Consider the following 26,169-nt stretch of genomic DNA (forward strand, 5'->3'; position numbering starts at 1 on the left):
GTGCACACGAAGGCCGGTGCTCGCGAGCTGCGAGCGCCGGCCTTCGCGCGGGAGCACGGCAGGGTGCCGCGCGCACGCCGGGGCAGCGGATTCCTCCCTGGTCGTTCGGGCGGGCGGCGACTACCAGTGGTGGGGTAGGCGCCGCTTCCGCGTGCCGAGATCCTGGACAGGACGGCGAAAGGCCGATGTTCCGGGGTTCCGGAACGACGCGGACGCCGTCTGAAGGTCGATGCAGCCACCAGATGGCCGCGAGACGCCCCGGAGCCCGCCGTCTCGCCGTCTGGTTGATCACGGCGCGCGTCACGTCCGTACTACGCATCACCCGCCCGCCTGTCGCCACACAAAGGACTCCACCACCATGCGTATCGGCATCGATGTCGGTGGGACCAACACCGACGCCGCCCTTCTGGGGCCCGACGACCGCGTGCTCGCGGCCGCCAAGTCCCCGACCACGCCCGACGTCACCTCCGGTGTCACCAGCGCGATCCGGAGCCTCGCACCACCCGTCGAATCCATCACCTCGGTGATGATCGGCACCACGCACTTCCTCAACGCGCTCGTCGAGGGCGCCCGGCTCACCCCGGTCGCCGCCGTACGCCTCGGCCTTCCCGCCACCGCCGCCCTGCCGCCCATGGCGGACTGGCCGGAGCGGCAGCGGGCCGCCGTCGGCGGGCACGGCTATCTCTGCCACGGCGGACGGGAGTTCGACGGGCGGCCGCTGTCGCCCCTCGACCCGGACGAGCTGCGCCGGACGGCCGCCGACATCGCCGCACGCGGTCTCACCTCGGTCGCCGTGTCATCGGTCTTCTCGCCGGTCGCCGAGGCGGACGAGTGGCGCGCCGCCGAGATCCTTCGGGAGGAGCTGGGCGAGGGCGTGCACTTCTCGCTCTCGCACGATCTCGGCCGGGTCGGGCTCCTCGCGCGCGAGAACGCCACGATCATCAACGCGTCGCTGCGGGATCTGGCCACCGTCATCGTCGAGTCGTTCGGCAAGGCACTGGCCGAGATGTCGATCACCGCGCCGTTCTTCCTGTCGCAGAACGACGGGACGCTGATGGACGTCGACTTCGCGCGCGCCTACCCCGTCGCGACGTTCGCGTCCGGGCCGACCAACTCGATGCGGGGTGCGGCGCTCCTCTCCGGGATCGGGGACTGCGCGGTCGTCGACGTGGGCGGCACGACCGCCGACATCGGCGTCCTGAGCGGGGGCTATCCGCGGGAGGCGGGCAGCGAGAGCGAGGCCGCGGGGATCCGCACCAACTTCCGTATCCCTGACGTCCTTTCGCTCGGCATCGGCGGCGGGTCCCTGGTGTCGCGCGACGGCGAGACGGGACCGCGGTCGGTGGGCCATCTGCTCACACGGGAAGCGCTCGTCTTCGGCGGCAGGCGGCTGACGGCCACGGATCTCGCGGTGGCCGCGGGCCGCGCGGACATCGGGCACGGGCGTCATGTCGCCCACCTGGCACGTGAGTTCACCGCACGCGCCCTGGACCGCGTCGACGAACGGCTGGCCGAAGGCGTGGACCGGATGCGGACCTCCGCCGCGATGCTGCCGGTGGTCGTCGTGGGCGGCGGTTCCATCCTCCTGCCCGACGCGCTGCCCGGCTTCACCGATGTGCGCCGGCCGGCCCACTTCGACGTGGCCAACGCGGTGGGCGCGGCGATCGCGCAGGTCGGCGGCGAGGTCGACCGGGTCTTCCGCGTCCCCGACGGCCACCGGGACACGGTGCTCGCCGGGGCCCGGGAAGAGGCCGTCGGGCGTGCGCTGGACGCCGGGGCCCGCGCCGGGAGCGTACGCGTCGTCGACATCGAGGAAGTGCCGCTCGCCTATCTGCCCGGCGGCGCCACCCGCATCCGGGTCAGGGCCGTGGGCGATCTGGACCTGGGGCTTCTCGGTGGGGCCTGCGCGCCCGGCGCCGGGGCGGTCACCCATGCGTGAGATCACCCTCGGCAACCTCGACGACATCGCGCGGGGCGCGGGCATCCTCGGCACGGGCGGGGGCGGCGACCCGTACATCGGCAAGCTGCTCGCCCGTGAGGCGATCCGCGCGCACGGTCCGGTGCGGGTCGTCGCCATCGACGAGGTCGACGCCGACGCGACCGTGGTCCCCATCTCCGGCATGGGCGCGCCCACCGTCCTTCTGGAACGGGTGCCCAACGGGCGGGAACACCTGGACGCGCTGCGTGCCCTGGAAAGACACCTCGGGCGCCGGGCCACGCACCTGACGCCGCTGGAGGTCGGCGGGGTCAACTCGATGCTGCCGATCGCGTGCGCCGCGCGGGCCGGGCTGCCGCTGGTGGACGGGGACGCGATGGGGCGGGCGTTCCCCGAGGCGCAGATGGTGCTGCCCGGCCTCGCCGGGATCTCCAACTCGCCGATGGCGCTCGCCGACGACAAGGGCAACACCATCGTCGTCGAGGCCGTCGACAACCACGCCGCCGAGCGGATCGCCCGCGCGGTGTGCGTGGAGCTCGGCTGCCAGATCAGTTGCGCGGACACGGTGCTGCGCGGCGATCAGCTCGCCGACGGCCTGGTCCCTGCGACGCTGACGCTCGCCGGTCGCCTGGGTGCCGTGGTGCGCGAGGCGCGCGCCGTGCACGGTGATCCGGTGGCGGCCGCCCGGTCGCTCCTGAACGGCATCCCCCTCCTGGCGGGCCGGGTGGCCGACGTGGCGCGCCGCACGGAGGGCGGCTTCGCCCGCGGTCACGCCCGCATCGAGGGAACGCGCGCTGACGCGGGCCGCGTGCTCGAACTCGGCTTCCAGAACGAGCACTTGATGGCCACGCGCGACGGGGTGACCGTGGCGACCACGCCCGACCTGATCTGTGTCCTGGACAGTGAGACCGGCGACCCGGTGACCACGGAGGGCCTGCGGTACGGCCAGCGCGTCAGCGTCGTCGCCGCCCGCTGCGATCCGCGCTGGATCACTCCGGGCGGCCTCGCGCTGACCGGCCCACGCTGTTTCGGATACGAGGAGGACTACCTGCCCTTCGGGTCGGCGGGCCCCTGACCGTCCGCGGCGGACGGTCGCAGGGTGATCGTCCGCCGCGTGTGCTTCTCCACCGCCTCCCGCGAGTAGAGGAGCGGGAAGGAACCGTCGGCGGCCCAGCTCGCGAACAGGTCGTCGTAATGCGGGCTGCCCGGAACGCCGGACTGCCCCGGCGAGTTCATCGCCACGGAGTCGTCCCAGGAGCCGACGTCCACCACGATCCTGAAGGTGGCCCCCGCGGTCTGCCGGAACCCTGGCCCGTAGGCGGCGGCTCCCACGGTGTCCCCGCTGCCGCCACGCGGGGCCGGCCCCACGGCGGCCCACTCCGGGGCGGGCCCGGCGAGCAGCGCGGCGATGGGGTGGTGCGGGTGGGCGTGGTGGAGGGCGCCCCAGGACCAGGCGCCGGGGTCGTCCCCCAGCAGCCCGACGAGCTCGTCCACGGCTGCGGAGAGCGTGCCGAGCAGCAGGCCGGGGTCCGGGTCACCGTCCAGAAGCTCCAGATCGACGCGGGCATCCGCCGCCGCGTCCTCGGCGGGCAGAACGCACGCCAGGGCCCGGTCACGCTGCTCCTCACCCACGACCCCCTCGAGGGCCCGCACCAAAAGCGCGGGCCGCAGATGCCGCCGGTACCAGACCTCGAAAAGGGCGGCGGCAGATGAGTCGGCGGTGAGACGGGTGTCCCAGGCGCGCAGGAGGGAGAGGGCGGTGGCGACATCGGCCCGGCTGTCCTCAAGGCCCATGAGCAGCCCCTGTATCCGCCGTCCCGGCAGGCTCACGTAGTCCGTCTGCAGGCGTACGCAGTCCTCGACCGTCCAGGAGCTGTGCGAGCCGAGTTCTTCCGTGATGCGGTCGTGGCGGGTCGGTGCGTACCAGTCGTACGTCACCGTCTTCTCCGCGTTCGGGTACGTCGGCGGCAGGTTCAGTTGGTTGGCCGTGGCGAACCAGCCCTGGGCCGGGTCGCGGACGGAGGGGAGTTCCTCCACGTCCAGGAAGCCGTCCCATTCGTAGCGACCGTCGCCCGGCACCGGGAGCGTGCCGTCCCAGTTGGGGCGGACGGGGACGCGTCCGGCGGGCCGCCAGCCGATCGTGCCGTCGGGGGCCGCGTAGACCTGGTTCTCGCCGGGAGCGCCCCAGCGTCGCATCGCCGCCACGAACGCGTCGGGGCTCGCCGCCCGCATGTAGTCCATGCTGCCCAGGTAGGGGGCCATGCCGGGACCGAGCCAGGCGGCGCGTACCGCGAACGCCGCGTTCCGCTCCGGAAGTTCGCGGATGACCGGGCCGTGGCGGGTGAACCACAGGTCGGCCGGGACCGCGTCGCCGTCACGCACCGGGATCGACTCCCTGACCTGTGTCATCGGCTCCCAGCGGTCCTGGTACCAGTACTCGTGGGGATTCTCGGGGTTCGTACGGTAGACGTACAGGTCCTCCTGGTCGATCGGGAAGATCGTCAGGCCGAAGGCGACGTGCCCGTTGTGGCCGATGGAGATGCCGGGAAGGGCCGGTTCGCCCGCTCCGACGGCGTCGATGCCCGGTGCCGAGAGATGCGCGAGGTAACGCAGCGCGGGCAGGGCGATCCCGCGGTGCGGGTCGTTGGCCAGGAGGGGGCGTCCGGTGGCGGTGCGCGACGGCGCGATGACCCAGTTGTTGGAGCCGTCAAGGCCCTGGCGGGGTGCGGCGTCCGCCGCCCACGGGGGCGTGGTGGCCATGTCGTACACGCGCAGGACGTCGGCCGGGATGACGGAGAGGTCCAGGCCCTCGGGGACGCGCAGCCGGTGCGGGGCGGGCTCGCGGCGGCGGCGCAGCTCCTCCGCCTCGGGGCCGTGGTCGCGGAGGGTGAGCGCTCGGGCGACCTCGTCGCGGAGGTTGTACTGCAGGCCGTGGCTGCGGATGCGGGCCACGTCGGAGGGCTGCCAGTACGCCGGTTCGTAGTTCAACAGGGCAAATTCGGGCGGGAGTTGTGTCGCATCGGCGCGGCAAAGCGACACGTACGCGTTGATGCCGTCGACGAAGGCCGTCGTCACCCGCTCCGTGTCGTCGCCGTACGCGCGCCATTCCCCGGCCATGTCGCCGCGGTAGAGGAACAGCCGTGCCGCTCGGTCGTGTTCGGCGTACCGCTCCCCCAATACCTCGGCGAGCAGCCCGAGTCCGCGCCGCCGCCACAGGTCGAGCTGGAAGAGGCGGTCGCGGGCCGCGTTGAAGCCCTGGGCCAGGAAGAGGTCGTCCTGGGACGCGGCGTACAGATGCGGGACACCCCACCGGTCGATCCGGATCTCCACGGCCTCCCGGAGCCCCGGCACCTCGAATTCGTCCCTGTCCGCCATGCTTGCCTCACTCATGAGCCGGGTCACGTCCGTCGTCCGACACGAGGATGGCACCCTCCGCGACGGCCCTCAGGAGCAGCTCGGCGAACCCCTCCGCGGCAGGGCTCACCGAACGCGGCATCGCGCGAGGAGCCGCCGCGGAGAGTTAGGGTTCGCGTGTGAGCAGCGAATATCCGCAAGAGCCGCAGGCCCGGCGCGCCACGGTCGTGGTGGCCTCCTCCGCAGGGGGCATCGAGGGGCTGCAGGCGCTGCTGGGCGGCCTCGGCGCCGATTTCCCGGCGCCGGTGCTGGTGGCCCATCACCTCCGGCGTGCCCGTGAGACGCGCATCGTCGCCATCCTCTCCCGCCACACCACACTGACCGTCAAGCTGGCCGAGCAAGGCGAGCTGCCGGAGCCCGGGACGGTGTACGTCGCCCCGCCCGATCACCATCTGTGCGTCCGTGAGGACGGCCGACTGGCGCTGTCCCAGGAAGCCCCGGTCAACATGTCCCGCCCCGCCGCCGACCCCCTCTTCGAGTCGGCGGCCGAGACATTCGGGCCCTTGCTCATCGCCTGTGTCCTCACCGGGGCCGACAGCGACGGCGCCCGTGGGGTGGAAGCGGTGAAGGAGGGCGGCGGCACGGTCATCGTGGAGGACCCGGCCACGGCCAAGTTCCACGGGATGCCCAAGTCCGCGATCGAGACCGGCCGGGTGGACTTCGTGCTGGACGCCGACCACATCCCTTCCCGCCTCCATCTGCTCGTGCGGCAGCACCAGAGCTGAGGGGCCACTCATCGGGCCCCCGCCTGTGTCGCGCTCTCGTCCGGCACAGCGGGGCCGGTGGCGGATGCCTTGGCGGGCCCGGGGCCCGGGGCGAGCCAGACGACCGCGAGCAGCACGAGGAGGTTGGCGGCGAGCGCGATGATGCCGCCGTTCACACCGTGGTACGGGTCGTTGTCGGTGGCCCACAGCGCGGTCATCACCGCGAGCCCGGTGAGCATCCCCGCCACCGCGGCGCGCGCGGTCAACCGCCGCCAGAACAGGGCGAGAAGCACGACCGGCACGAGCTGCGCCAGACCCTCATACGACAGGACGGAAAGCTCCACGAGGGTGTTCGGGTAGAAGAGACTGCCCGCGAGAGCGATCAACCCGGCCACCACGCAGACCAGTTGCGAGAGCCGCTTGGCCCGCATGTCGTTCGCGTCACCGGCCTTGCCGGGCGCTCGGCGGCGCGCCCGCGGGTCGGCGCCGTTGCCTCCACCGAGCACGGTGCGGCCCCACAGCGTGCCGATGGAGAGCATGAAGACACTCATCGGCACGATCGCCGAGAGCGCGCCCGCGACGCCGATGAGCGCGACGACGGGTGAGGGCAGCGAATCGGTGACGAGGCTGAAGAGGGCCAGGTCGGGATTGCCCAGGGTCGGCATCACGAACAGGGCCGTCGCGCCGACCACCATCGGAACGAACAGGAGCAGTTGGTACCAGGGCAGGAGCAGCGCGTTGCGGCGCAGCGCGTTCGGGCTCTTCGCGCTGAGGTAACCGGCGACCGTGGTCGGGAAGATCGTGATGGTCACGGCGTTGAGCACCACGGTGCTCAGGAACCACATGGCGTTGCGCCCGCCCGACTCGTGCCCGGGGAAGGTCAGCCACTCGGGCTTCTCGGTCACCATGCGCTGCATGAAGTCGCCGACCCCGCCGAGGTAGTGCATGGGGATATAGACCGCGAGGAACACGACGGCGACGATCACCAGCATGTCCTTGAGCGCGCTCACCCACGCCGAGCCGCGCAGGCCCGACACGAGGATGAACACCTCCGCCACGACGAAGGAGATGACGGCGGCGACCTTGAGGTCGACGCTGCCGTACGTCATCGCGTTCACGACGACGCCCATGCCCTGAATCTGCACCTGGATGTAGGGGACGATGAAGACCGTCGCGACGACGGCGACGAGAATCCCCACCGGCCGTGAACGGAAGCGGAATTCGGCGATGTCCGCAATGGAGATGAGGCCGTGCCGGCTCGCGTACGTCCACAGGGCGGGCCCCACGACGTACGCGACGGCGAAACCGACGGTCAGATAGGCGACCAGGTAGAGGATCGGCGCGCCGAACGAGTACGACCAGCCCGCGGTGCCGAGGAACGAGAAGCTCGTGTACGTCTCGCCGGCCATGAGCAGCCAGATGAACAGGACGCCGAGCCCGCGGCTGGACACGGACCACTCGGCGAGGCCCTTGGACCGGCCGCGGGCGCTCCACACCCCGATCAGGATCGTGGCGACCATGGCGAGCCCGAAGATGGTCGTGGCGACGGCTGCGGAGCCGTTCATCGGCGGCCTCCTTCGGGGTCGGTGCCGGTGTCGGTGCCCACGAGGCCGTCGGCGAGATCGTCTGCCGGGAGGGGCTCGACGGCATTCGTGCGGTACGCCGGATCGAGCCGGGCGGCGAGCCAGATGACCAGGGGGCTGATCACCGTGGCGGCGATGACCCAGGCCAGGAGGAAGGGGACGCCCAGGACGCGTGGCTCGATGCGGTTGGCGACGAAGGGGGCCGAGCCGTAGAGGAGGACGGGGACGAGGAGCAGCCAGAGGGAGGGGCGGGCCACGCCACGGAGGGTGGGAAGGCCGTCCAGGGGGCCGGCCGGGTCGCCGTCCTGCGCGTCTGGTCGCGCGCCGTCATCAGCTGTGGGGGGCATGGGGGGAACTCCTAGAGGGGCGGCGTACGGACGACGGCACAGATCACACGGACGGGTCGTAACGGCCGTCGACCGCGGTCCAGCCGCCGTCGACACTCAGCACGGTGCCGGTGACGAAGGTGGACGCGTCCGACACGAGATAGGCGACGGCGCCGGCGAGTTCGTCGGCACGGGCCCACCGCTTGAGCGCGGAGGCCTGGGCGTAGGCATCGAACCATGCGGGGTCGGCGGCGATCTGGTCGGTGAGCGGCGTACGGACGACACCGGGCGCGACAGCGTTGAAGCGCACGCCCTGCGGCCCCCATTCAGCGGCCGCCGTCCGTAGCAATTGGATCAGCCCCGCCTTGGACGCGGCATACGGCCCCTGCCCCGGCTCCACCTGGAAGGCCCGCATCGAGGCGAACCCGACCACGCTCCCCCGGCCGCGCTCGGCCATGCCGGGGGCGACCGCCTGGATGAGCGTGAGGTAGGAGCGCAGGTTCAGGGCGATGACCCGGTCGAACTCGTCGAGGCCGTAGTCCACGAGGCGCTTGCGCACGTTGGCCCCGACGGTGACGACGAGCCCGTCGAGCGGCCCCCACGCGGCGACGGCGCTGCGGACGGCGTCGGGGTCGAGGACGTCCAGGGGGTGCGTGACGGCCGTACCGAGGCGCGGGTCCGCCGCATCACCCGGGCGCACCGCGAGCGCCGCCGTCTGTTCCGCGCCCTCCGTGTCCCGGTCGGCGACGATGACGTGCGCGCCTTGGGCGACCAGGGCGCGGGCGGCCTCACGACCGATGCCGCTCGCACCACCCACGACCGCGACGCGCCGGCCGTCGAGCCGGAACAGGTTGCCGTAATCCATGGTGCTGCTGCCTCTCTGGCCGGGCGGCCGGGGTTGGGGGCGGTTGTGGGTGCGGGGCGTTGCGGGTTCAGAGCGTTGCGGGGGGCAGGGACGGTCGACCCGGCTCAAGGCCTGATGACCGCCATCCGGGTCACCGTCATCTCCTCGATCGCGAACCTGGGGCCCTCGCGGCCGATGCCCGAGTCCTTGACGCCGCCGTAGGGGGCGATGTCGCTGCGGTAGCCGGGGACTTCGTTCACCACCACGCCGCCCACCTCCAGGCGTTCCACCGCTTCCAGCGCGGCCCGCAGACCGCTGGTGTAGACGGCGGCGTGCAGGCCGTAGCGGCTCGCGTTGACGAGGTCGTACGCGGTGTCCAGATCCGGCACCGTGCGCAGGCAGACGACCGGACCGAAGATCTCCTCGTCCCAGGCGGGCTCCCCGTCGGGGACGTCGGCGAGCAGCGTCGGGACGATGCACCGGCCCCCCGCGTCGCGGACTCCCCCGGCGATCAGCCGCGCACCCGCCGTCCGCGCGCGTGCGACCCAGTCGAGGACCCGCTCCGTCGCCGTCTCGTCGATGAGCGCCGACACCCGGGTCCCGGCATCCCGGGGGTCGCCGACCACCACGTCCGGCAGCCGCTCGGCGAGCCGCTTCTCGAACTCCTCGGCGACCGCGGCCACCACGACGACCCGCTGTACGGAGATGCAGGCCTGCCCCGAGGCGTAGAACCCGCCCCGCACGACCGCGTCGGCCGCCGCGTCGAGATCGGCGTCCGCGGCCACGACGAGCGCGGCGTTGGAGCCGAGTTCGAGGACCACCTTGCGGGGCGCCGCGTCCCGCGCGATGCGGTGGCCGACCGCCGCCGACCCGGTGAAGGAGACCGCGGCGACTTCCGGATGCGTGGTGAGCGTACGGCCGACCTCCGTGTCCCCCGTGACGAGTTGCACCGCTCCGGCGGGCGCACCCGCCGCCACGAGCTGCTCCCGTACGAGATGGACGAGCCGCAGGGTGGCGAGCGGTGTCGCCGGGGCCGGCTTGACGATCACCGGGCACCCCGCGGCGAGCGCCGGTGCGATCTTGTGGGAGGCCAGCAGCACCGGGTAGTTGAAGCCCGCGATGCCGACCACCACGCCGACGGGCCGCCGCGTCCAGTAGCCGAAGAGGCCCTCACCGGACGGCTGGAGGTCCAACGGCACGGTCTCGCCGTGCAGATGGGCCACCTCGTCGGCGGCGGACTGCCAGGTGGCCACCGCCCGCGCCATCTCGACCTGGCAGTCGACCCGCGGCTTCCCGGTCTCCAGGACGAGGAGGTCCACCAGTTCCGGCACCGCTTCGGCCAGCGTTCCGGCCACCCCGGCGAGCACCTGCCGCCGCACCCCCGCGGGCAGCTCGGCGACTTGCACGCGTACCGTGGCAGCGTGTTCGACGGCCCGTGCCGCGAGGTCCGCGTCGCCGATCGGCGCCTCGGCGATCACACCGCCGTCGTACGGGAAGCGGACGAGGCCGCTGCTGGGCGCGGTCACCCAGCCGTCCCCGACGGGCAGCCCTTCGGGGCAGGTCATCGCGCACCTCCGGTCGCGCCGTTCAGGAACGAGCGCGCCGCCGCGGCGTACACCCGCGTGTACTCGACGATCTCGCGCACCTCGACGAACTCGTCCTTCTGGTGCGCGATCCACTTCCCGCCTGGCCCGTAGACGACGGTCGGCAGGCCGGCGTCGCGGGTGAGGATGGTGCCGTCCGTGGTGCCGGGCACCGCCCCGAACGGCGGTGCGGCGCCGTGCACTTGGCGGTGCCCCTCGACGAGCGCGGTGACCACCGGGTGGTCGTCGGGAATCTCGACGGCGGGCCGGTCGTCGACGACGGTCAGCCCGACGCCCACCCCCACGGTCCCGGCCGCTTCGATCGCGGACTCCCGTACCCGCTCGATGAGTTCGGTGTGGTCGGTGCCGGGAATCGTGCGTACGTCGATGCCCACGAGCCCATGTGCGGGGATGACGTTGAGCTGGTCCGGGTCTCCGCCGTGCAGGACGGTCGGGGTGACCGTCACGCTCCCGGCGTGCGGGTGGGTGCCGTACCGCTGCTGGGCCCAGTCCTGCACGTGGGCGAGCGCCTCGACGATGCGCGCCCCGGCGACGATCGGGCTCTTGGCCTCCTGCGGCATGGCGCCGTGGGCCATGACCCCGTCGAGATCGAGCCGGAGCCGGATGCCGCCACGGGCCGAGGTGCACACCTCGTATCCCTCGGGCTCGCAGACGATGACCCCGTCCACCTCACGCGCGAGCGGGGTGGCGGCGAACGCCTTCGCGCCGAGCATCAGCCCCTCCTCGTCGCACAGCACGCCGATGACGACCCGGCCCGGGAAGGGGCCGGCCAGTTGCAGGGCCCGCACCGCGTAGATCATCGCCGCGACGCCGGACTTCATGTCGGCGGAGCCGCGCCCCCACAGTCTGCCGTCGCGGATCTCCGCTCCGTAGGGGTCCACGCTCCAGTCGCCCGGGTCCCCCTCCGTGACGACGTCGATGTGCCCCTCGAACATCAGGGTCGGCCCGTCGCCCCCTCCGCCCTCGATGACGGCGATGGTGTTGGGGCGTCCCGGCGCGACCTCCACCACGTCGTATGTCCAGCCGAACTCGGTGAAGAGCCCGGCGACGAGGTCGGCTGCGGGCTGCTCCACCACGGTGGCCCCGGCCGCGTTGACGGTACGCAGGCGGACCAGATCCTGGGTGAAGGCGACGACGGCGTCGGAGTCGACGGCCACATCGGGATGGCGTGAGCTGGTGTGACGTGAGCTGGTGTGACGTGAGCTGGTGTGCATGGAACCTCCAAGTCGGCCGACCACGAGGCCAGTCGACTGGTCAGACCAGTTGAGTTCCCGTACTCTGCCTCCACGTTCACGGCCGGGTCAACCACCAGATCTTGGATTTCCCGCGCCGGCACCGCGTGTCAGCTACGTACCGTGGAGGGGGCGGGCCGATGGCCGCCGACGACGCCGACCTGTTCCGGCCGGTCACACCGGTCCGCGCCTATCAACGGGTGGCCGAGCAGATCGAGGAGCGCATCCTGAGCGGCGATCTGCCGCCGGGGTCCCGGCTGCCCGCCGAGCGCGAGCTGGTCAACCGCTTCGGCGTGGGCCGCTCCACCGTCCGCGAGGCGCTGCGTGTCCTGCAGTCGGCGGGCCTGATCCGCTCCCGCCCCGGCGACCCGCTGGGCGCCGAGGTGCTCGGTGTCTCGCCCGACAACCTCAGCCAGGCCCTGGGCCGCCTGACCCGCTCCAGCGTGGCGACGCTCGGTGAACTGGTGCAGTTCCGCATGGTGCTGGACGCGGAGAGCAATCGTCTGGCCGCCCGCCTGCACGGCGAGGAGGATCTCGCCCGGATGCGCGAACAGATCACCCGCATGGAAGCGCTCAGCCGTGGTGGCCCGGCCTCCCTGCACGCGTTCAGCGAGGCGGACGCGCTCTTCCACCGGGCCATTGCCGAGGCGAGCGGCAACTCCCTCCTGGGCCTGTGCGCACGCGCCGTGCACGAGGCGGTGGTGGAGGTCATCGAGAAGAAGATCGCGGGGGTCACGGACACCACGGCCTGGATGGAGCGCTCCATAGCCCACCACCGCGAGGTTTTGGCGGCGATCACCGCGGGGGACGGCCCTCTCGCCGCCCGGCTGGGCCGCACGGCCCTGCACGAGTACTACGCGGACCATGTGGAGCCGGAGGCACGGGAGTTGCTGGCGGCGTCGGTCGAGGACCACTGAGAGGACAGCGGCGCCACCCGATCAGCCGCCCGTCACCCCCGGAACCCCGGAGCCGGCCCGAGCCGGCCCTCGAGCTGTCCGAGCAATTCCCCGAGCAGCGAGCTGAGTTGCGCCTGACCGTCCTCGTCGAGGCCGCCAAGGACCACGGTCTCGTAGGCGAGCTGGTCGGGCAGGATCGAGTCCACCAGGTCGCGGCCCGCGTCGGTCAGGCCGACGTGCGAGACACGGCGGTCACGGGTGTCGGCACGCCGGTCGACCAAATCACGCTCCTGGAGCTGCTTGAGGCGCTTGGTGACGGCGGCCCCCGAGGAGAAGGTCTCGCGGGCCAGTTCACCCGGGGTCAGCTCGTGTCCGGTCCGGCGCAACGCGCCGAGAAGATCGAACTCCGGACGGGTCAGCCCCACGCGACGCAACGGCGCGTCCTCGGCCTGCTGCAGGAGAGCCGCACACCGGTTGATGCGCCCGATGACCTCCATCGGCCCTGTGTCGACATCCGGCCGCACGGCCTGCCACTGCCGCACGACGGCGGCGACGGTGTCGCGGGGGGCGTCGGCGCCGCCCCCTCCCCCCGCAGGGGTCCCCGTCTCGCCCGTCAGGTCCCCTTTGCTGCCGTCCCTCATGTGCCCCGTCCTCGGCCTTCCGTCGTGCCCGGCCTTCACGCCCGTACGTGTGCGCCCTGATCCGTTACGTGTGCGTCCTGCTCCATGCCGCGTACCGTCGCCGCGAGCGTACGGTGTCCGGCCTGCTCGGCGATCATCACCCGCTGGTCCGGCAGGGCGCGCTGCCACCACTCGCCCGCCGCCGCGTCGTGGGCGGTGCGCAGGTCCACCAGCGCGGCGGTCAGGCCGCGGCGCGCCGGGCGCAGGGCGGCCGGGGTGGGGGCCGGAGAGGCCAAGGCCTGTTCGGCGCGGGTACGGGCCCGGTCCGTGGCGTCTATGGCCAGTTCTATGTGGTCGGCGGCGCGCCGGTTGGTGACGAGCATCGCCGCGACGATGCCGAGCAGCGCGCCGACGACCGTGTCCACGACCCGGTCGAGGATCAGCTCGCCGGGCTCCTGGAACCGGGCGAACTCGGTGACCAGCAGCGCCATCGGAGTGACGCACACGCTGCCGAGCCAGTAGTTGCGGCCGATCAGCGCCTCCGCCCCGAAGGCGAGCGCCAGGCAGCAGAAGATCAGCGCGGCGTGGTTGAGGTGGGCCAGCGGGACGATCGCGGCGAACGCGAGCACGCCGACGAGGTTGCCCACCACGCGCTGCACTCCCCGGTTCCAGGTGAGCGTCACGTTGGCCTGATAGAGGGACGCCGCCGTGACCAGCGCCCAGTAGGGGCGTCCGACGCCCAGGGCCAGCGACGCGTACCCGGCGAGCGCGCAGCCGACCGCCGTGCGCAGCGCGATGGGCAGCAGCGGCGATCCGGGGCCCAGCCGCCGCCACAGGGAAGGCCTGGCCGCCTCTGCCGCCAACTCCACGTCCACGCCCAGGAGTTCGTCGTCCTCGTCGGTCCGTACGCCGCCGGGGCGCGGCACGGCGCCGGTGCCGCGCAGGCCCGTCGCCCAGGAGCGCAGCTGGGCCGGGTCCGCCGACGAGGGTGCCGCCAGGGCGTCCTCGGCCCGGATGACCAGGCGCTCCAGGGCGCGGCGCGCCGCCGTGCGGGCTCCGGTGGCGAGCAGCGACTGCCAGGCCGCGTGGACGGCCGCGGCCGCCGCGGGGCGGGCGCGCTCACGGCCGGGGCCCGATGCCTCGGCGTACGCGGCGGCCGCCCGCAGGGCCCGCGCGGTGGCCCGGCGCTCGGGGCCGTGCGGCCGCACCAGGGCGGGAGCCATGCCGACCAGCCAGGCCACGGCGCCCGCGCCGAGCGTCAGGGCGAGGTGACCGGGGACCTGCCCGATGGACTGCGGCGCGAACAGCGTGGCGGAGCTGATGAAGGTGAAGATGAGATGTCCGGGCGGCCCGATGCGGGTCGCGTCGCACAGCGTCTTCTGTGCGGCGGCGAGCAGCGCCCCGACCGCCACGAGCACCGCCGCCGACGTGGTGAGCGAGGCGGCGACCATCGCGATGCCGACACTGGCCAGCATGCCGGCGACGACTCCGGCGAGGGCGCGGGCCCGTGCGGCGTAGGGGAGGTTGTGCGTGTAGAGGGCGCAGAACGATCCGGCCATCGTGTACATGACCAGATCGAGGCGGCCGAGCGCGAGGAGCGTCAGATTCGGTGGCGCGGTGGCGACGACCACGCTCGACGCGGGCTTGAACCAGATGTCGGACGGCTTCCCCGGACGCAGCACACCGGCAAGCGGGAGTCGACGGACACGAGAGGGGCCGGAGAGCCCAGACGCCCCAGAGGGTTCGGAGGGACCGGAGGGTTCGGAGGGGCGGGGCGAAGGGGGTGGTGCACTGCTCATACCCAGAACCTTAGCAAGTGTTTTACTCGAAAACGATTTACCTCGGAAGTCTTGTCCGTCACGCCGCGTCCGCCCCCTCCGCGCTCCCCGCGTACACCCATGCGCTCGCATACGACGCGCCGCGCGAGGGCATCGACCCCAGGGGCGGACACCGTCGATGGGGGAGGTGCGCGGTGCACGGACCGGCGCAGGCCGGCTGGCTGCTCGTCGCGCTGTGCGCGGCGACCGGGTCCTACTGCCTGCTGCGGATGCGCAGCAGGATCGAGGCACAGCGCCGGACGGCCGGCGGCGAGGCCCTGATGGGCTTCGGCATGGCCGTGATGGCGGTGCCCGCGGCCCTCCTGACCCCGCCGCGCTGGGCCTGGCTGGGGTACGCGGCCGTGTTCGGCGCGGCGGCGCTGCGCGCCCTGTGGTCGGCCCGACGCGACCGCCACCACCTGCATCACCTGGTCGGCGCGGGCGCCATGGTCTACATGGCGGTGGCCATGGCCGCGACGCCCACTGCGCACGCGGGCCACGGCGGCGGGGGCGCCCCGGCGCTCACCGGGGCACTGCTGCTCTACTTCGCCGGGTACGTGCTGTGGTCGGGCGCCCGCCTGCTGCCCGTGCCCACGCTCGCGACGGCGGAAGGCGGAGGCGGGGGCGGAGGCGCGGTCATGGGGTGGGGCGACCGCACCGAACTGGCGATGGTGTGCCGCCTGTCCATGGGGATCGCCATGATCGCGATGCTGCTTACGCTGTAGGCCGCCGCGGGCCTTGGGCGAGAGGCGAGCCCGGCCGCCGTAAGGGGGTGATACCCCCGCGAACGGCCGTGGCGTGCGTCACTTGCGGCGATAGGCCATACCCTCCGACGGCGCGGCCCTCATAGTCTTGACACATGTTGCTCCCCGTTGCGCTGTTGCTGCTGGGCGCCCTCGCCGCCGTCGTCGCCCCGCGCCTCATCGCACGCGCCGACTGGCCGGAGCGTGAACCGGTGGTCGCGCTGTGGGCGTGGCAGTGCGTCGTGGCGGGTGTGCTCATGTGCTGCGCCCTGTCGATGACCTTGAGCGCCGCCGCCGCATGGCAGGCCGTGCGCGGTCACGTCTTCGCCCCCGCGCCGCACGACGTGGTCGACGCGTACGCGCTCGGGGCGGGCGGCTCCTGGGCTCCCGCGACGGCCGTGGCGCTGGCCCTCGGCGGCGTGTGGACCGCCGCGATGCTGACCCGCGAGATCGTCCGGGCGCGGGCGAGGCGCCGCAAGGGGCGCACCGAACTCCGCCTGCGCGCACCGCTGTTGCCCGGCGAGGAGCCCGGCGCCGACCGTCTCGTCGTGCTCGAGGGTGAGCGCCCCGACGCCTGGTGGCTGCCGGGGTCCGCCCCGCAACTGGTCATCACCACCGCCGCGTTGCGCCGCCTGAAGGGCCGTCAGCTGGATGCCGTGCTCGCCCATGAGCAGGGGCACGCGCAGGCACGGCACGACTGGCTCCTGCACTGCTCGGGCGCGCTGGCCACGGGGTTCCCGCAGGTGCCGGTCTTCGCCGCGTTCCGGGACGAGATGCACCGCCTCGTCGAGCTGGCCGCCGACGACGTGGCCTCGCGGCGCTTCGGGCGCCTGACGATCGCCCTCGCACTGGTCGAGCTCAACGAGGACCGGGGCGTGTTCGGCCCCTGCCCGACCCCGCAGGCCCACGTGCCGCAGCGGGTGCACCGGCTGCTGTCCGCGCGGCCACGGCTCACCGCGGGGCGGCGGCTGCGCCTGACGGCCGCCGCGGCGCTCGTGCCGGTGGTCCCGCTCCTGGTGACGTTCGTGCCGGGGCTGCGCGCGCTGGGGTGATGGCCTGCCGCCGGAGGCCGAGGAAGCCGGGGCGCACCCCACGGGACACCACCCCGGGATGGCCCCCGGCACCGCCCGTCGGCGAGGATCTCTCCATGCACCCCGCCGCACCCCTCGACTCGCCACCCGGTCCGCCCCGCCCCCGCAGGCCCCGCGCCCCGCTCGTCGCCGCGCTCCTGGGCGGCCTCTCGCTCCTGCTGATCCTCCTGGTCGAGCTGGAGTGGGGCCCGCTCGGCACCCTCGACGGTGACATCGCGCGCACCATGCACCGCTGGGCGGTCGCGCACGACGGCCTCACCCAGGCCAGCCGCATCCTGACCGACTGGGTGTGGGACCCGTGGACGATGCGCCTGCTGATCACCGCGACCGTGCTGTGGCTCCTCTACCGCCGGGAGAACCGCCCGGCCGTGTGGCTCGCGGTCACCTGCGCGGTGGGCACCCTGGTGCAGCAGGGCCTCAAGGCCGCGGTCGACAAGCCGCGCCCGAGCTGGCCGGACCCGGTGGACTCCGCGCACTTCGCGGCGTTCCCCTCGGGCCACGCCATGACGGCGACGGTCGTCTGCGGACTGCTCCTGTGGCTGCTGCGCCTGTACGGCGTCGGAGCCGCCGTGTGGCGCGCGGCCGTCGTGATCGCCGCGGTCTCCGTCGTCGGGGTCGGCGTGACCCGCGTCTGGAACGGCGTGCACTGGCCCTCGGACGTCGTCGGCGGCTGGCTGCTCGGCACGTTGATGGTGGCCCTCGCGATCGCCACGTACACACACCGCCCGGCCACCAGCACCCCCACGACCACCTAGCCCCCCTCCAACACCCCCGCCGCAAAGCACTCTTGACCACCCCTCCGCCCGTCCCGGAGGATCCCTGGCATGACGATCAAGGGTGCGCTCTTCGACTTCTCCGGGACCCTGTTCCGCATCGAGTCCACCGGGTCCTGGCTGCGCGCGGTGCTCCTGGAGGCCGGGCTTCCGCTTCCCGCGGCCGAGCTCGAGCGGCTGGCGGAGGGACTCGAGCGGGCCGGTGCGCTGCCGGGCGGGGCGCGGCCGGACCACGTCCCCGAACGCCTTGCCGAGCTGTGGTCCCAGCGCGACCGCAGCGCGGCACAGCACCGCGCCGCGTTCACCGGCCTCTCGCGCCAGGTCCCGTTGCCCGATCCGCTCCTGCACGACGCCCTGTACGACCGCCATATGCGGCCGGAGGCCTGGCGCCCCTACGCCGACGCGGCCGAGGTGCTCTCCGGGCTCCGCGAGCGGGGCATCCGTGTCGCGGTGGTCAGCAACATCGGGTGGGACCTGCGCCCCGTCTTCCGCGCCCACGGCCTGGACCCGTACGTCGACGCGTACACCCTGTCGTACGAGCACGAGATCCAGAAGCCCGACCCACGCCTCTTCGCGCACGCCTGTGAGTCGCTCGGCGTCGATCCCGCGGACGCGCTGATGGTGGGCGACGACCGGCACGCGGACGCAGGCGCCTCCGCACTCGGCTGCGCCGTCCACTTCGTGGACCATCTGCCCGTGGACCGGCGGCCGGACGGACTGCGCCCCGTCCTCGGTCTCGTCGACGGGGGCTGAGATGTCGCGTGCCTCGAAGGCTGGGCAGCGGTGCGCGTCAGGGTGCGGGGCGCCTCATGAGCGGTAGCCCTCGACCTGGGTCGCGGGGCGGACCCGCGCCTCGTCCGGGTTCTCGCCGAACTCGGCCTTCGCGCGCCGCTGACGCAGCAGGTCCCAGCACTGGTCGAGTTCACGCTCCAGCGCGCCGAGCCTCGCGCGCTCCGTCGCCTCGTCGATCGCGCCCGCCGCAAGGGATTCCCGCAGCGTCCGCTCGTCGTCGACCATCGACGAGATCCGGGACAGAATCTGCTCTTGATCCATCTCAGTACGCCTCCTCGGCCCCCCGGCCCACTGTAAGGAGGGTTCGGCCGATCGGCACCTGTGAGCAGGCAACACTCCCCCGCGGTGTTGCCTGCCCCAGGTCGCACCGGACCATGAGACGACCACTGAGGGTCTTGGTCCGCGACACACTGAGTATACTGGCTCTCAGCCAGTCAACGCAGGAGTTACAGGATGTCCCCGCGTAGCGCATCGGTCAATGAAGAGTTGCGAAGGCGTTCCAGGGAACGGCTCCTGCAGGCCACGGTCGACCTGGTGAGCGAGCGCGGGTACGAGGCGACGACACTCGGCGACATCGCGGACCGCGCGGGCTCGGCCCGCGGCCTGGTGTCGTACTACTTCCCCGGAAAGCGCCAGCTCCTGCAGTCAGCGGTGCACCGGCTGATGCACCGCACGCTCCAGGACGCCCTCGAACGGGAGCCGCGGACGGCGGACGGCGACGAGCTCCTGGCCCGCGCCATCGACGCGATCCTGGGCCTGGCCCGCGACCAGCCCCTCCTGATGCGCACGCACATGGCGGGAATCCTGCAGGCGGACGGATTCGTGCGCTGCCCCGAGCAGCAGCACCTCGCCGAGCTGCTCCGCGACACCGTCGTACGCCATGGCTCGCCCGACGTGGACACCGACTATCCGCTGCTGCGCGCCCTGCTGATGGGCGCGGTCTTCGCGGTGCTGCTTCCGGGGGCGCCGATGCCGCCGTCGGCGCTGCGGGCCGAGCTCTTCCAGCGGTACGGGCTCGCCTGGGAGCTCGGGGTCCCGCCGGGCGACGAACCGCCCGGCGGGACACATGCGCGCGTCGCCGATCAGGCCGCGCAGGAGACTCGGTCCCCGAGGCGCTCCGCGCAGCGATTCACGCGACAGTCCGGTCAGTCGAAGTAGTCCGGCTGGGTCTGGACGTTGAGCTCACCGACGCGAACCCGCTCGGCGGGGTCCGTCCGCTTGTCGTCGATCTTCAGGACGTCGAAGCCCTTGGCGATGTCGTTCGAGTAGATGTAGCCGTTGTAGTAGTACGCCGACCAGGAGCCGCCGGTCTGGATCGTGTCCGTGCTGAGCGGACCGCGCTCGAAGTAGCCGATCTCCTTCGGCTTCGAGGAGTTGGTGAAGTCCCAGACGGAGACGCCGCCCTGGTACCACGCCTGGACCATCAGGTCCTTGCCCTTGACCGGGATCAGCGAGCCGTTGTGGGCGACGCAGTTCTCGGTCGCGGCCTGGTGGCGCGGGATCTTGTAGTAGCTCTTGAAGACGAGCTTGCGGTGGTCGCCCTTGCCCTTGACCTCGTAGATGCCGTTGGCGCCGCGCTCGGGGCCGGTGGCCTCGTCGCAGGTCGCGCCGCCTCCGCCGCCCAGCTCGTCGGTGAAGACGACCTTGTTCGCCTTCTGGTTGAAGGTCGCCGAGTGCCAGAACGCGAAGTTCTTGTTGTCCTGCACCTGGTCGATGACCTTGGGCTTCTCCGGGTTCTTGATGGAGAAGAGGATTCCGTCGCCCATGCAGGCGCCGGCGGCCAGGTCCTTGGAGGGCAGCACGGTGATGTCGTGGCAGCCGGTGGTCTTGGAGACGCCGGGGTTGGTGGGACCACCCGGGTTGCCGCCGCCGTCGGGGCCCTCACCCGGGAAGAGCACGGGGAAGTCGACGACCGCCGCCTTCTGCGGGGCCTTGCGCGGCACCTTGATGACGGAGATGCCGTCGTGCGGGGGCTGGCAGTCCGGGAACGTCGCGCTCGGCGAGTACGAGGAGACGTACACGTAGACGTTGCGCTTCTCCGGCACCAGCGTGTGCGTGTGCGAGCCGCAGGCGGTCTCGACGGCGGAGACGTACCTCGGGTTGGCCTTGTCGCTGATGTCGAAGACCTTCATGCCCTCCCACGAGGCCTTCTCCGTCGCGGGCTGCGTGGTGCTGCTGCAGGAGTTGTCGCTGCGCGAGGAGTCGGTGGAGAGGAAGAGCAGGTTCCCGGAGACGGAGATGTCGTTCTGCGAACCGGGGCACAGGACCTGCGAGACGGTCCGCGGCTTCTTCGGGTTGCTGATGTCGTAGATGCGGAAGCCGTCGTAGTTGCCCGCGAAGGCGTACTTCCCCTGGAAGGCGAGGTCGGTGTTGAACCCCGGCAGCGCGTCCTTGGGGATGTTGGCGAGATGCTTGATGTTGGCCGAGTGCACGATCTCGTCGGGCGCGGGTATCTCGCCGCTCTTGACGGCCTCCCTCGCCTCGGCGGCGTCACTCTTCGACACACTCTTGGGCGCGGCGGGCGAGTCGCCCGGGTCGGGCGTCGCTCCGGCGGGCGCTGCGCTGAACAGCGCGGCAATCAGACCGAGCGCGGCCGCGCCGACGCCGAAGCGTCTGCGCCGTGTTCGGGGATTGTTCAACAGGGTCACTGCGTCCTCCCTAGTCGCCGTTCGTAGTTGAACGGTTCACGGACACCCCGCAGTATCGTGCTCAGCATGCACAGATCAACAGATGGCAACGCATCTGTAATGAAAGTTTTTGATCAACCTCGCACGTAAGCGTGCTAGGACGGTTCCCAACTCCCCCGCGCGCCACAGGAGGCAGCCGTGCACCACCGTCGTACGCCCGCCGTCGCCGTGTTCCTCACGGCCGCCGTTCTCGCGCTCGGCGCCTGCGATTCGGGAGGTTCGGACTCTGGTTCACAACCCGAGAAGAAGGCGGCCCCCGGGCCCTCCGTCATCGCTCCCGGCAAACCGGGCGAGACGGCGGCGACGATGTCCGCGGAGGACGCCGCCAAGAAGAGAACCGACGACGACGCCCCCAACTCGGCGGACTTCACCTACACCCAGATGATGATCACGCACCACGGCCAGGCCCTGAAGATGACCGAACTCGCCCCGAAACGTGCGCAATCCACGAAGATCAAGCGCCTCGCCGATCGCATCTCGGCCGCGCAGCGCCCCGAGATCGGCGCCATGAAGGGCTGGTTGAAGAACCACGGCGGCGCGAGGAAGCATGCCGGTCACGACCACTCCACGATGCCGGGCATGGCCACCGCGGGGCAGCTGAAGCAGTTGCGCGCGGCGAAGGGCAAGACGTTCGACGAGCTCTTCCTGAAACTGATGATCACGCACCACAACGGCGCCGTCACGATGGCCACGGATGTGCTCTCCGACGGCAACAACATCCAGGTCGAGGAGATGGCCAACGACGTGATCGCGCAGCAGACGACGGAGATCACGAGGATGCGGAAGATGTGAGGTCCGGCTCGTGGTCGCGCCGCGGAAGCAGCAGCGGTGTGGCGAGGATGAGGACCCCGGCGATCCCGACCGCGGTGCGCGGCCCCGTGACACCGGCCAGCAGCCCCCACAGGCCGGTCATGGCCGCGATGGAGAGCTTGCTGGTGACCGACCATGCGGACAAGGTACGGGCGACGCGGTCCGCCGGGGTGTGATCGAGCCGGTAGGTGGCGAACACCGGGTTGAACACCCCTGAGCACAGGATCAGGCCGAACTCGACGACGATGACCAGTACGAGCCCGGCGGCACCGGGGCCGATGAAGACGAGGCCGATGAGCCAGCACGCCCGCAGTGTCCCCGCGGTGCGCAGGACCCGGTGCCGCCCGAACCGCTCGACGAGCCGCCCCGCGAGCCGCGAGCCGATCAGGCCGCCGACGCAGGGCGCGGCGAAGGCCAGGCCGTACTGCCAGGGCGCGAAGCCGAGTTCGCCGACCATCAGGACGATCAGGAGGGGCGAGGTCGCCATGATCAGGCCGTTGTTCAGCACCGTGTTGAAGAACAGCGGGCGCAGCACGGGGCCCGCCAGGATGTGACGCCACCCGTCGAGCAGGTCGCCCGCCCGGAAGCCCGTCGCCCGTCCGGTGCGCTCGGGGTGCGGCTCCTTGCCGCCGATCGCGCGGACCCCGAGGGCCGAGAGCAGATAGCTGACCGCGTCGGCCACCACTGTCATCACCGGGCCGAAGAGACCGATCGCGGCTCCGCCGAGCGGCGGCCCGAGCATCAGGGCGGTCCAACTCGTGGACTCCAGGCGGCCGTTCGCGACGAGCAGCTGATCCGGCCGTACGAGCGCCTTGAGGCAGGCGCCGCTCGCCGCACCGAAGGCGATGTCGGCCGCGCCGACGACGACCGCCACCAGCAGGAGCTGGCCGAAGCCGAGCAGGCCGAGCGCGTACGCGGCGGGGATGCTGAGCAGCGCCGCGCACCGGACCAGGTCCATCGCGATCATCACCGCCTGCTTGCGGCGGAACTCCACCCACGGCCCGAGCGGCACCGCCACCACCGCACCCACCGCGAACCCCGCAGCCGCGAGGACCGACACCTCCGTAGGCCCGGCGTCCAGGGCCAGAATCGCGATCAGAGGGAAGGCGTCGAATGCGAGCCGGGTACCGAAGGCACTGACCGTGTACGCCGCCCACAGCCATCCGAACTGCCGCCCGAGGGACCCTCTGACCTCCATGCCCGGTGCCACCCCTCGCCTCGCCCTCGAACCCGCCCTCCATGACCTGCGGCATCCAAACCGGCGACGGGCCCGCAGGTCAAACAACCGCTGGGCGCGAGCAGCCACAACCGATGGTTGTACTTCTAGGATGGCGTGCGTGGATCTCCTTGCCGTGCGCACCTTCGTCGCCGTGGCCGACGCCGGACAGTTCCAGTCCGCGGCGGCCGCGCTCGCGGTGACGCAGCAGGCCGTCTCCAAGCGCGTGGCCGCGCTGGAGAAGGATCTCGGGGTGCGGCTGTTCACCCGGACCGCGCGCGGTGCCCGGCTCACCGTCGACGGGCAGGCGTTCCTGCCCCACGCCCGCGATCTTCTGCGGGCCGAGGAGCGGGCGGCGGCGTCGGTGCGGCCCGGCCGCAGGGCCCTGCGCGTCGACGTGATCGGACGGCGGCTCGCGCCCGCGGGGCTCCTGAGCGGCTTCCGCCGTGCGCATCCCGGCACCGAGCTGGACGTGGTGACACTGTTCGACGCCGACGCGGCCCTGTCGGCCGTCCGGGCGGGCACGATCGACGCGTCGTTCCGCGCCCTCACCCTGCCCGCGCGGCAACTGCCCGACGGTGTCGAGGCCGCCCGCGTGTACGACGAGCCCGTGCAGCTGCTCACCGGGCCGGGCCACGCGTTCGCCGCCGCTCGCGCGATCACCCCCGCGCAGCTGGCAGGGCACACGATCTGGATGCCCGGTCTCGTGGCCGGCACCGAGTGGGCCGCCTATTACGAGGCGCTGGCCGCCGCCTTCGGGCTCACCGTCGAGGCGACCGGACCCGAGTTCGGCACCGAGCCCCTCCTCGACACGATCGCGGACTCCCCCGCCCTGTCCACCTTCGTCGGCGAGCAGACCCGCCTCAACTGGCCCGCCGATGACGACCTGCGGCGCATCGCGGTGCGTGGCCCCACGCCGGTCTATCCGCACTCGCTGATCTGGCGCCGGGACAACCCGCATCCCGCGCTCGCCGCCCTGCGCGACCACCTCGCGGCGGCACGGTCGGCCCAGAGCGGCGGCGAGACGTGGACGCCCGCCTGGGCGTGGTGACCGGCGCGGCGGTCGGGGCGGTGGCTCAGCGGCGGTGGTGGCGTGCGGGCAGCGCGCCCGCGTCCCGGGCGGCCGCGATGAGCTTGAGGGACCTGCGGCGGCTGCGGCCGGTCGCCCGCATCACCGCGAGGACGGGATCACGCCCCTCGGCCTGCGCCGCGCGGTACTCCTGAGCCGCCTTCAGCCGCCCCTCGCGTCCGCGCGGCCAGGCCGGGCGGGCACGGTGCACGGCGGGCGGCGGGTCGTCGGGGAAGGCGCCGCCCGGTTGCGCAGGCGAAGCGTGCAGGCCCTCCAGGGTGATCCGCCCCTCCGTCACCACGGCCCGCGCGTCGATGGCGGCTCCGTCACCGAAGGTCAGCCGTACGTGAAAGGAGGGCGGTTCGGCGACATGCGGTCGATAGTGATCAGAAACGCCAAGAAAGGGGCTCTCCAGCACAATCAAAAGGTAGCCGTGCGATCGCATTAGGTCACGAACGGCACGCAGGGCCCGCGCGGCGACCGGCTTGGGAGCGGGAGGCCGGATCGATACCCGGATCGATGCCCGGACCGACGCCCGCATCGACGCGCCCCTCACGGCGTCTCCCCCTTCACGCACAGGGGTGCGATGCTGAGGTCATCCCCCGAGGCCGCCTCGCGGAAGGAGCACCGCCGTGCTGCAGGTCGCCGTCGTCGGATCGGGCCCGAGCGGGGTCTACACCGCGCAGTCCCTGATCCGGCAGGATCTCGTGCCGGGGGTGCGCGTCGACGTCATCGACCGGCTCCCCTGCCCGTACGGCCTCGTCCGTTACGGTGTCGCGCCCGACCACGAGAAGATCAAGTCCCTGCAGAACAACCTGCGTACGGTCCTCGAACACGACCGCGTCCGCTTTCTCGGCGGCATCGAGATCGGCCCCGGCGGCTTCCCCACGGAGCGGCTGCTCGACCTGTACCACGCGGTGGTCTACTGCGTGGGCGCCGCGGCGGACCGCAGGCTTGGCGTGCCGGGCGAGGACCTGCCGGGCAGCCACTCGGCCACGGAGTTCGTGTCCTGGTACAGCGCGCACCCGGACGCGACGGCCGACGGTTTCGTCGCGGGCGTCGAGTCCGCCGTGGTCATCGGCGTCGGGAACGTCGCGGTGGACGTGGCCCGGATGCTGGCGCGCGGCGTGTCCGAGCTGCGGCCCACCGACATGCCCCAGGCGGCGCTCGGCGTGCTGGCCGGGAGCCGGGTGCGCGAGGTCCACATGGTGGGGCGGCGCGGCCCCTCGCAGGCACGCTTCACCACCAAGGAACTGCGCGAGCTCGGCTCACTCCCGGACACCGAAGTCGTCGTGGACCCCGCGGAGTTGGCCCTCGACCCCGCGTACGCCGACCCCTCGGGGCTGCCCGCGGTGGGCCGCCGCAACATCGAGGTGATGCGCGGCTGGGCCGAGCGCCCCGCGCGGAATCTGCCGCGCCGCATCCGGCTCCGTTTCTTCCTGCGGCCGGTGGCCGTGACGGAGGCCGCGGGACGCGTCGGCGGGGTGCGGTTCGAGCGGACGCTGCCGGACGGCCGCGGCGGGGTGACGGGCTGCGGGGAGTACGAGGACATCGCGGGGCAGCTGGTCCTGCGCTCGGTGGGCTATCGCGGGGTGCCCATCGAGGGGCTGCCGTTCGACCCCGGGCTCGGCACGGTGCCGCATGTGGCGGGGCGGGTGCAGCGGGAGGGCGCCGCGTCCCCCGGCGAGTATGTGGCGGGCTGGATCAAGCGGGGGCCGACGGGCGTGATCGGAACCAACCGCCCGTGCGCCAAGGAGACGGTGCTCTCCCTTCTCGAGGACGCCCCCGCTCTCGTACGCAAAGGCGTGCCCGAGGATCCGCTGCGGGCTCTGCGCGAGGCCGGTCTGCGTCCCGTCGAGTGGCAGGGCTGGCTGGGGATCGAGCGTGCGGAGGCGGAGCTTGGCGCTGCGCTAGGCCGTGGGCCTGTGAAGATCCCGGACTGGACGGGACTCCTTGCCGCTGCGCGCGGCGGCGAGGGGTGAGGGGTGAGTGGCGGACCGGCCGATCTTTGA

24 protein-coding genes are annotated in these 26,169 nt (G+C 72.4%); 12 read left to right on the forward strand and 12 right to left on the reverse strand.

The genetic code is table 11. The annotated features are described in order from the left end of the window. Nucleotides 1-358: 358 nt before the first annotated feature. Both AB0M70_RS22490 and AB0M70_RS22495 read left to right on the forward strand, forming a co-directional pair. Nucleotides 359-1,939 carry a hydantoinase/oxoprolinase family protein gene (locus AB0M70_RS22490; RefSeq protein ID WP_365821940.1) on the forward strand — a complete coding sequence of 527 codons (1,581 nt, stop codon included), beginning with the start codon at nt 359-361 and terminating at the stop codon, nt 1,937-1,939. After that, nucleotides 1,932-3,011 (forward strand): DUF917 domain-containing protein, encoded by a 1,080-nt coding sequence (locus AB0M70_RS22495; RefSeq protein WP_365821942.1) that lies wholly within the window; start codon nt 1,932-1,934, stop codon nt 3,009-3,011. Before AB0M70_RS22490 ends, AB0M70_RS22495 begins: the two co-directional genes overlap by 8 nt. Here the strand turns inward: AB0M70_RS22495 and AB0M70_RS22500 are convergent. Beyond that, nucleotides 2,981-5,326 (reverse strand): penicillin acylase family protein, encoded by a 2,346-nt coding sequence (locus tag AB0M70_RS22500; protein ID WP_365821944.1) that lies wholly within the window; start codon nt 5,324-5,326, stop codon nt 2,981-2,983. The genes AB0M70_RS22495 and AB0M70_RS22500 overlap by 31 nt on opposite strands. A gap of 143 nt (nt 5,327-5,469) precedes the next feature. Between AB0M70_RS22500 and AB0M70_RS22505 the strand changes: the two genes are divergently transcribed. Further along, nucleotides 5,470-6,075: a chemotaxis protein CheB gene (locus tag AB0M70_RS22505; protein WP_365821946.1), complete on the forward strand. Its 606-nt coding sequence runs from the start codon at nt 5,470-5,472 to the stop codon at nt 6,073-6,075. A gap of 8 nt (nt 6,076-6,083) precedes the next feature. Here AB0M70_RS22505 and AB0M70_RS22510 read toward each other — a convergent pair whose 3' ends face one another. From AB0M70_RS22510 to AB0M70_RS22530, 5 genes are all read right to left on the reverse strand, one after another. Then, complete coding sequence (locus AB0M70_RS22510) at nt 6,084-7,619, reverse strand: sodium:solute symporter family protein (protein WP_365821948.1); 1,536 nt, start codon at nt 7,617-7,619, stop codon at nt 6,084-6,086. Further along, the gene (locus AB0M70_RS22515; RefSeq protein WP_365821950.1) at nt 7,616-7,984 is read right to left on the reverse strand and encodes a DUF3311 domain-containing protein; all 369 of its coding nucleotides are present in this window, start codon (nt 7,982-7,984) and stop codon (nt 7,616-7,618) included. Before AB0M70_RS22515 ends, AB0M70_RS22510 begins: the two co-directional genes overlap by 4 nt. A 43-nt stretch (nt 7,985-8,027) precedes the next feature. Next, on the reverse strand, nt 8,028-8,828 hold the full coding sequence (locus tag AB0M70_RS22520; RefSeq protein WP_365821952.1) for an SDR family oxidoreductase: 801 nt from the start codon (nt 8,826-8,828) through the stop codon (nt 8,028-8,030). Nucleotides 8,829-8,932: 104 nt separating this feature from the next. Continuing rightward, entirely contained in the window at nt 8,933-10,372 is a 1,440-nt protein-coding gene (locus AB0M70_RS22525; RefSeq protein ID WP_365821954.1) for an aldehyde dehydrogenase family protein, read from the reverse strand. Next, nucleotides 10,369-11,625 carry a M20 family metallopeptidase gene (locus tag AB0M70_RS22530; protein ID WP_365821956.1) on the reverse strand — a complete coding sequence of 419 codons (1,257 nt, stop codon included), beginning with the start codon at nt 11,623-11,625 and terminating at the stop codon, nt 10,369-10,371. The genes AB0M70_RS22525 and AB0M70_RS22530 overlap by 4 nt, the downstream gene beginning before the upstream one ends. Nucleotides 11,626-11,783: 158 nt before the next feature. Here AB0M70_RS22530 and AB0M70_RS22535 point away from each other — a divergent pair, with 158 nt between their 5' ends. After that, nucleotides 11,784-12,560: a FadR/GntR family transcriptional regulator gene (locus tag AB0M70_RS22535; protein WP_365821958.1), complete on the forward strand. Its 777-nt coding sequence runs from the start codon at nt 11,784-11,786 to the stop codon at nt 12,558-12,560. Nucleotides 12,561-12,592: 32 nt separating this feature from the next. Here the strand turns inward: AB0M70_RS22535 and AB0M70_RS22540 are convergent, their stop codons facing one another. Beyond that, nucleotides 12,593-13,180, reverse strand: coding sequence for a MarR family winged helix-turn-helix transcriptional regulator (locus AB0M70_RS22540; RefSeq protein WP_365821960.1), 588 nt, complete (start codon nt 13,178-13,180; stop codon nt 12,593-12,595). Nucleotides 13,181-13,215: 35 nt separating this feature from the next. After that, on the reverse strand, nt 13,216-14,841 hold the full coding sequence (locus tag AB0M70_RS22545) for an FUSC family protein (RefSeq protein WP_365821962.1): 1,626 nt from the start codon (nt 14,839-14,841) through the stop codon (nt 13,216-13,218). A 290-nt stretch (nt 14,842-15,131) separates the two neighbouring features. On the opposite strand from AB0M70_RS22545, the gene AB0M70_RS22550 reads away from it, so the two are divergent. The 4 genes from AB0M70_RS22550 (at nt 15,132) to AB0M70_RS22565 (ending at nt 18,336) form a co-directional block, all read left to right on the forward strand. Next, nucleotides 15,132-15,701 carry a DUF5134 domain-containing protein gene (locus AB0M70_RS22550; RefSeq protein WP_365821964.1) on the forward strand — a complete coding sequence of 190 codons (570 nt, stop codon included), beginning with the start codon at nt 15,132-15,134 and terminating at the stop codon, nt 15,699-15,701. 134 nt (nt 15,702-15,835) lie between these two features. Next, nucleotides 15,836-16,771 (forward strand): M56 family metallopeptidase, encoded by a 936-nt coding sequence (locus tag AB0M70_RS22555; protein ID WP_365821966.1) that lies wholly within the window; start codon nt 15,836-15,838, stop codon nt 16,769-16,771. A gap of 95 nt (nt 16,772-16,866) precedes the next feature. Next, complete coding sequence (locus AB0M70_RS22560) at nt 16,867-17,565, forward strand: phosphatase PAP2 family protein (RefSeq protein ID WP_365821968.1); 699 nt, start codon at nt 16,867-16,869, stop codon at nt 17,563-17,565. Nucleotides 17,566-17,634: 69 nt separating this feature from the next. Further along, nucleotides 17,635-18,336, forward strand: a complete 702-nt coding sequence (locus AB0M70_RS22565; protein ID WP_365821970.1) for an HAD-IA family hydrolase — start codon at nt 17,635-17,637, stop codon at nt 18,334-18,336. Nucleotides 18,337-18,390: 54 nt separating this feature from the next. Here the strand turns inward: AB0M70_RS22565 and AB0M70_RS22570 are convergent, their stop codons facing one another. Further along, entirely contained in the window at nt 18,391-18,636 is a 246-nt protein-coding gene (locus tag AB0M70_RS22570; protein ID WP_365821972.1) for a DUF2630 family protein, read from the reverse strand. Nucleotides 18,637-18,828: 192 nt separating this feature from the next. On the opposite strand from AB0M70_RS22570, the gene AB0M70_RS22575 reads away from it, so the two are divergent. Further along, nucleotides 18,829-19,533 carry a helix-turn-helix domain-containing protein gene (locus tag AB0M70_RS22575; RefSeq protein WP_365821974.1) on the forward strand — a complete coding sequence of 235 codons (705 nt, stop codon included), beginning with the start codon at nt 18,829-18,831 and terminating at the stop codon, nt 19,531-19,533. Here the strand turns inward: AB0M70_RS22575 and AB0M70_RS22580 are convergent. Beyond that, the gene (locus tag AB0M70_RS22580; protein WP_365821976.1) at nt 19,521-21,023 is read right to left on the reverse strand and encodes a hypothetical protein; all 1,503 of its coding nucleotides are present in this window, start codon (nt 21,021-21,023) and stop codon (nt 19,521-19,523) included. The genes AB0M70_RS22575 and AB0M70_RS22580 overlap by 13 nt on opposite strands. A 177-nt stretch (nt 21,024-21,200) precedes the next feature. On the opposite strand from AB0M70_RS22580, the gene AB0M70_RS22585 reads away from it, so the two are divergent. Further along, complete coding sequence (locus AB0M70_RS22585; RefSeq protein ID WP_365821978.1) at nt 21,201-21,854, forward strand: DUF305 domain-containing protein; 654 nt, start codon at nt 21,201-21,203, stop codon at nt 21,852-21,854. Here the strand turns inward: AB0M70_RS22585 and AB0M70_RS22590 are convergent. Further along, complete coding sequence (locus AB0M70_RS22590; RefSeq protein WP_365821980.1) at nt 21,832-23,070, reverse strand: MFS transporter; 1,239 nt, start codon at nt 23,068-23,070, stop codon at nt 21,832-21,834. The genes AB0M70_RS22585 and AB0M70_RS22590 overlap by 23 nt on opposite strands. A 139-nt stretch (nt 23,071-23,209) precedes the next feature. On the opposite strand from AB0M70_RS22590, the gene AB0M70_RS22595 reads away from it, so the two are divergent. Continuing rightward, a complete protein-coding gene (locus AB0M70_RS22595) occupies nt 23,210-24,139 on the forward strand; it encodes a LysR family transcriptional regulator (RefSeq protein ID WP_365821982.1) in 930 nt (309 codons plus the stop codon). A 25-nt stretch (nt 24,140-24,164) separates the two neighbouring features. Here the strand turns inward: AB0M70_RS22595 and AB0M70_RS22600 are convergent, their stop codons facing one another. Further along, on the reverse strand, nt 24,165-24,575 hold the full coding sequence (locus AB0M70_RS22600; RefSeq protein WP_365821984.1) for a DUF6214 family protein: 411 nt from the start codon (nt 24,573-24,575) through the stop codon (nt 24,165-24,167). A 214-nt stretch (nt 24,576-24,789) separates the two neighbouring features. Between AB0M70_RS22600 and AB0M70_RS22605 the strand changes: the two genes are divergently transcribed. Further along, nucleotides 24,790-26,139 carry an FAD-dependent oxidoreductase gene (locus AB0M70_RS22605; RefSeq protein ID WP_365821986.1) on the forward strand — a complete coding sequence of 450 codons (1,350 nt, stop codon included), beginning with the start codon at nt 24,790-24,792 and terminating at the stop codon, nt 26,137-26,139. Nucleotides 26,140-26,169 lie beyond the last annotated feature (30 nt).

Origin of the sequence: Streptomyces sp. NPDC051214 (assembly GCF_040682375.1) — a bacterium.
Taxonomy (GTDB): domain Bacteria; phylum Actinomycetota; class Actinomycetes; order Streptomycetales; family Streptomycetaceae; genus Streptomyces.

Bases quoted from the DNA above. Each gene is read 5' to 3' on its own strand.
- AB0M70_RS22570 (WP_365821972.1), bottom strand. From the start codon at position 18,636: ATGGATCAAGAGCAGATTCTGTCCCGGATCTCGTCGATGGTCGACGAC.
- AB0M70_RS22555 (WP_365821966.1), top strand. From the start codon at position 15,836: ATGTTGCTCCCCGTTGCGCTGTTGCTGCTGGGCGCCCTCGCCGCCGTC.
- AB0M70_RS22525 (WP_365821954.1), bottom strand. From the start codon at position 10,372: ATGACCTGCCCCGAAGGGCTGCCCGTCGGGGACGGCTGGGTGACCGCG.
- AB0M70_RS22515 (WP_365821950.1), bottom strand. From the start codon at position 7,984: ATGCCCCCCACAGCTGATGACGGCGCGCGACCAGACGCGCAGGACGGC.
- AB0M70_RS22590 (WP_365821980.1), bottom strand. From the start codon at position 23,070: ATGGAGGTCAGAGGGTCCCTCGGGCGGCAGTTCGGATGGCTGTGGGCG.
- AB0M70_RS22540 (WP_365821960.1), bottom strand. From the start codon at position 13,180: ATGAGGGACGGCAGCAAAGGGGACCTGACGGGCGAGACGGGGACCCCT.
- AB0M70_RS22500 (WP_365821944.1), bottom strand. From the start codon at position 5,326: ATGAGTGAGGCAAGCATGGCGGACAGGGACGAATTCGAGGTGCCGGGG.
- AB0M70_RS22575 (WP_365821974.1), top strand. From the start codon at position 18,829: ATGTCCCCGCGTAGCGCATCGGTCAATGAAGAGTTGCGAAGGCGTTCC.
- AB0M70_RS22535 (WP_365821958.1), top strand. From the start codon at position 11,784: ATGGCCGCCGACGACGCCGACCTGTTCCGGCCGGTCACACCGGTCCGC.
- AB0M70_RS22510 (WP_365821948.1), bottom strand. From the start codon at position 7,619: ATGAACGGCTCCGCAGCCGTCGCCACGACCATCTTCGGGCTCGCCATG.
- AB0M70_RS22520 (WP_365821952.1), bottom strand. From the start codon at position 8,828: ATGGATTACGGCAACCTGTTCCGGCTCGACGGCCGGCGCGTCGCGGTC.
- AB0M70_RS22530 (WP_365821956.1), bottom strand. From the start codon at position 11,625: ATGCACACCAGCTCACGTCACACCAGCTCACGTCACACCAGCTCACGC.
- AB0M70_RS22495 (WP_365821942.1), top strand. From the start codon at position 1,932: ATGCGTGAGATCACCCTCGGCAACCTCGACGACATCGCGCGGGGCGCG.
- AB0M70_RS22490 (WP_365821940.1), top strand. From the start codon at position 359: ATGCGTATCGGCATCGATGTCGGTGGGACCAACACCGACGCCGCCCTT.
- AB0M70_RS22560 (WP_365821968.1), top strand. From the start codon at position 16,867: ATGCACCCCGCCGCACCCCTCGACTCGCCACCCGGTCCGCCCCGCCCC.
- AB0M70_RS22565 (WP_365821970.1), top strand. From the start codon at position 17,635: ATGACGATCAAGGGTGCGCTCTTCGACTTCTCCGGGACCCTGTTCCGC.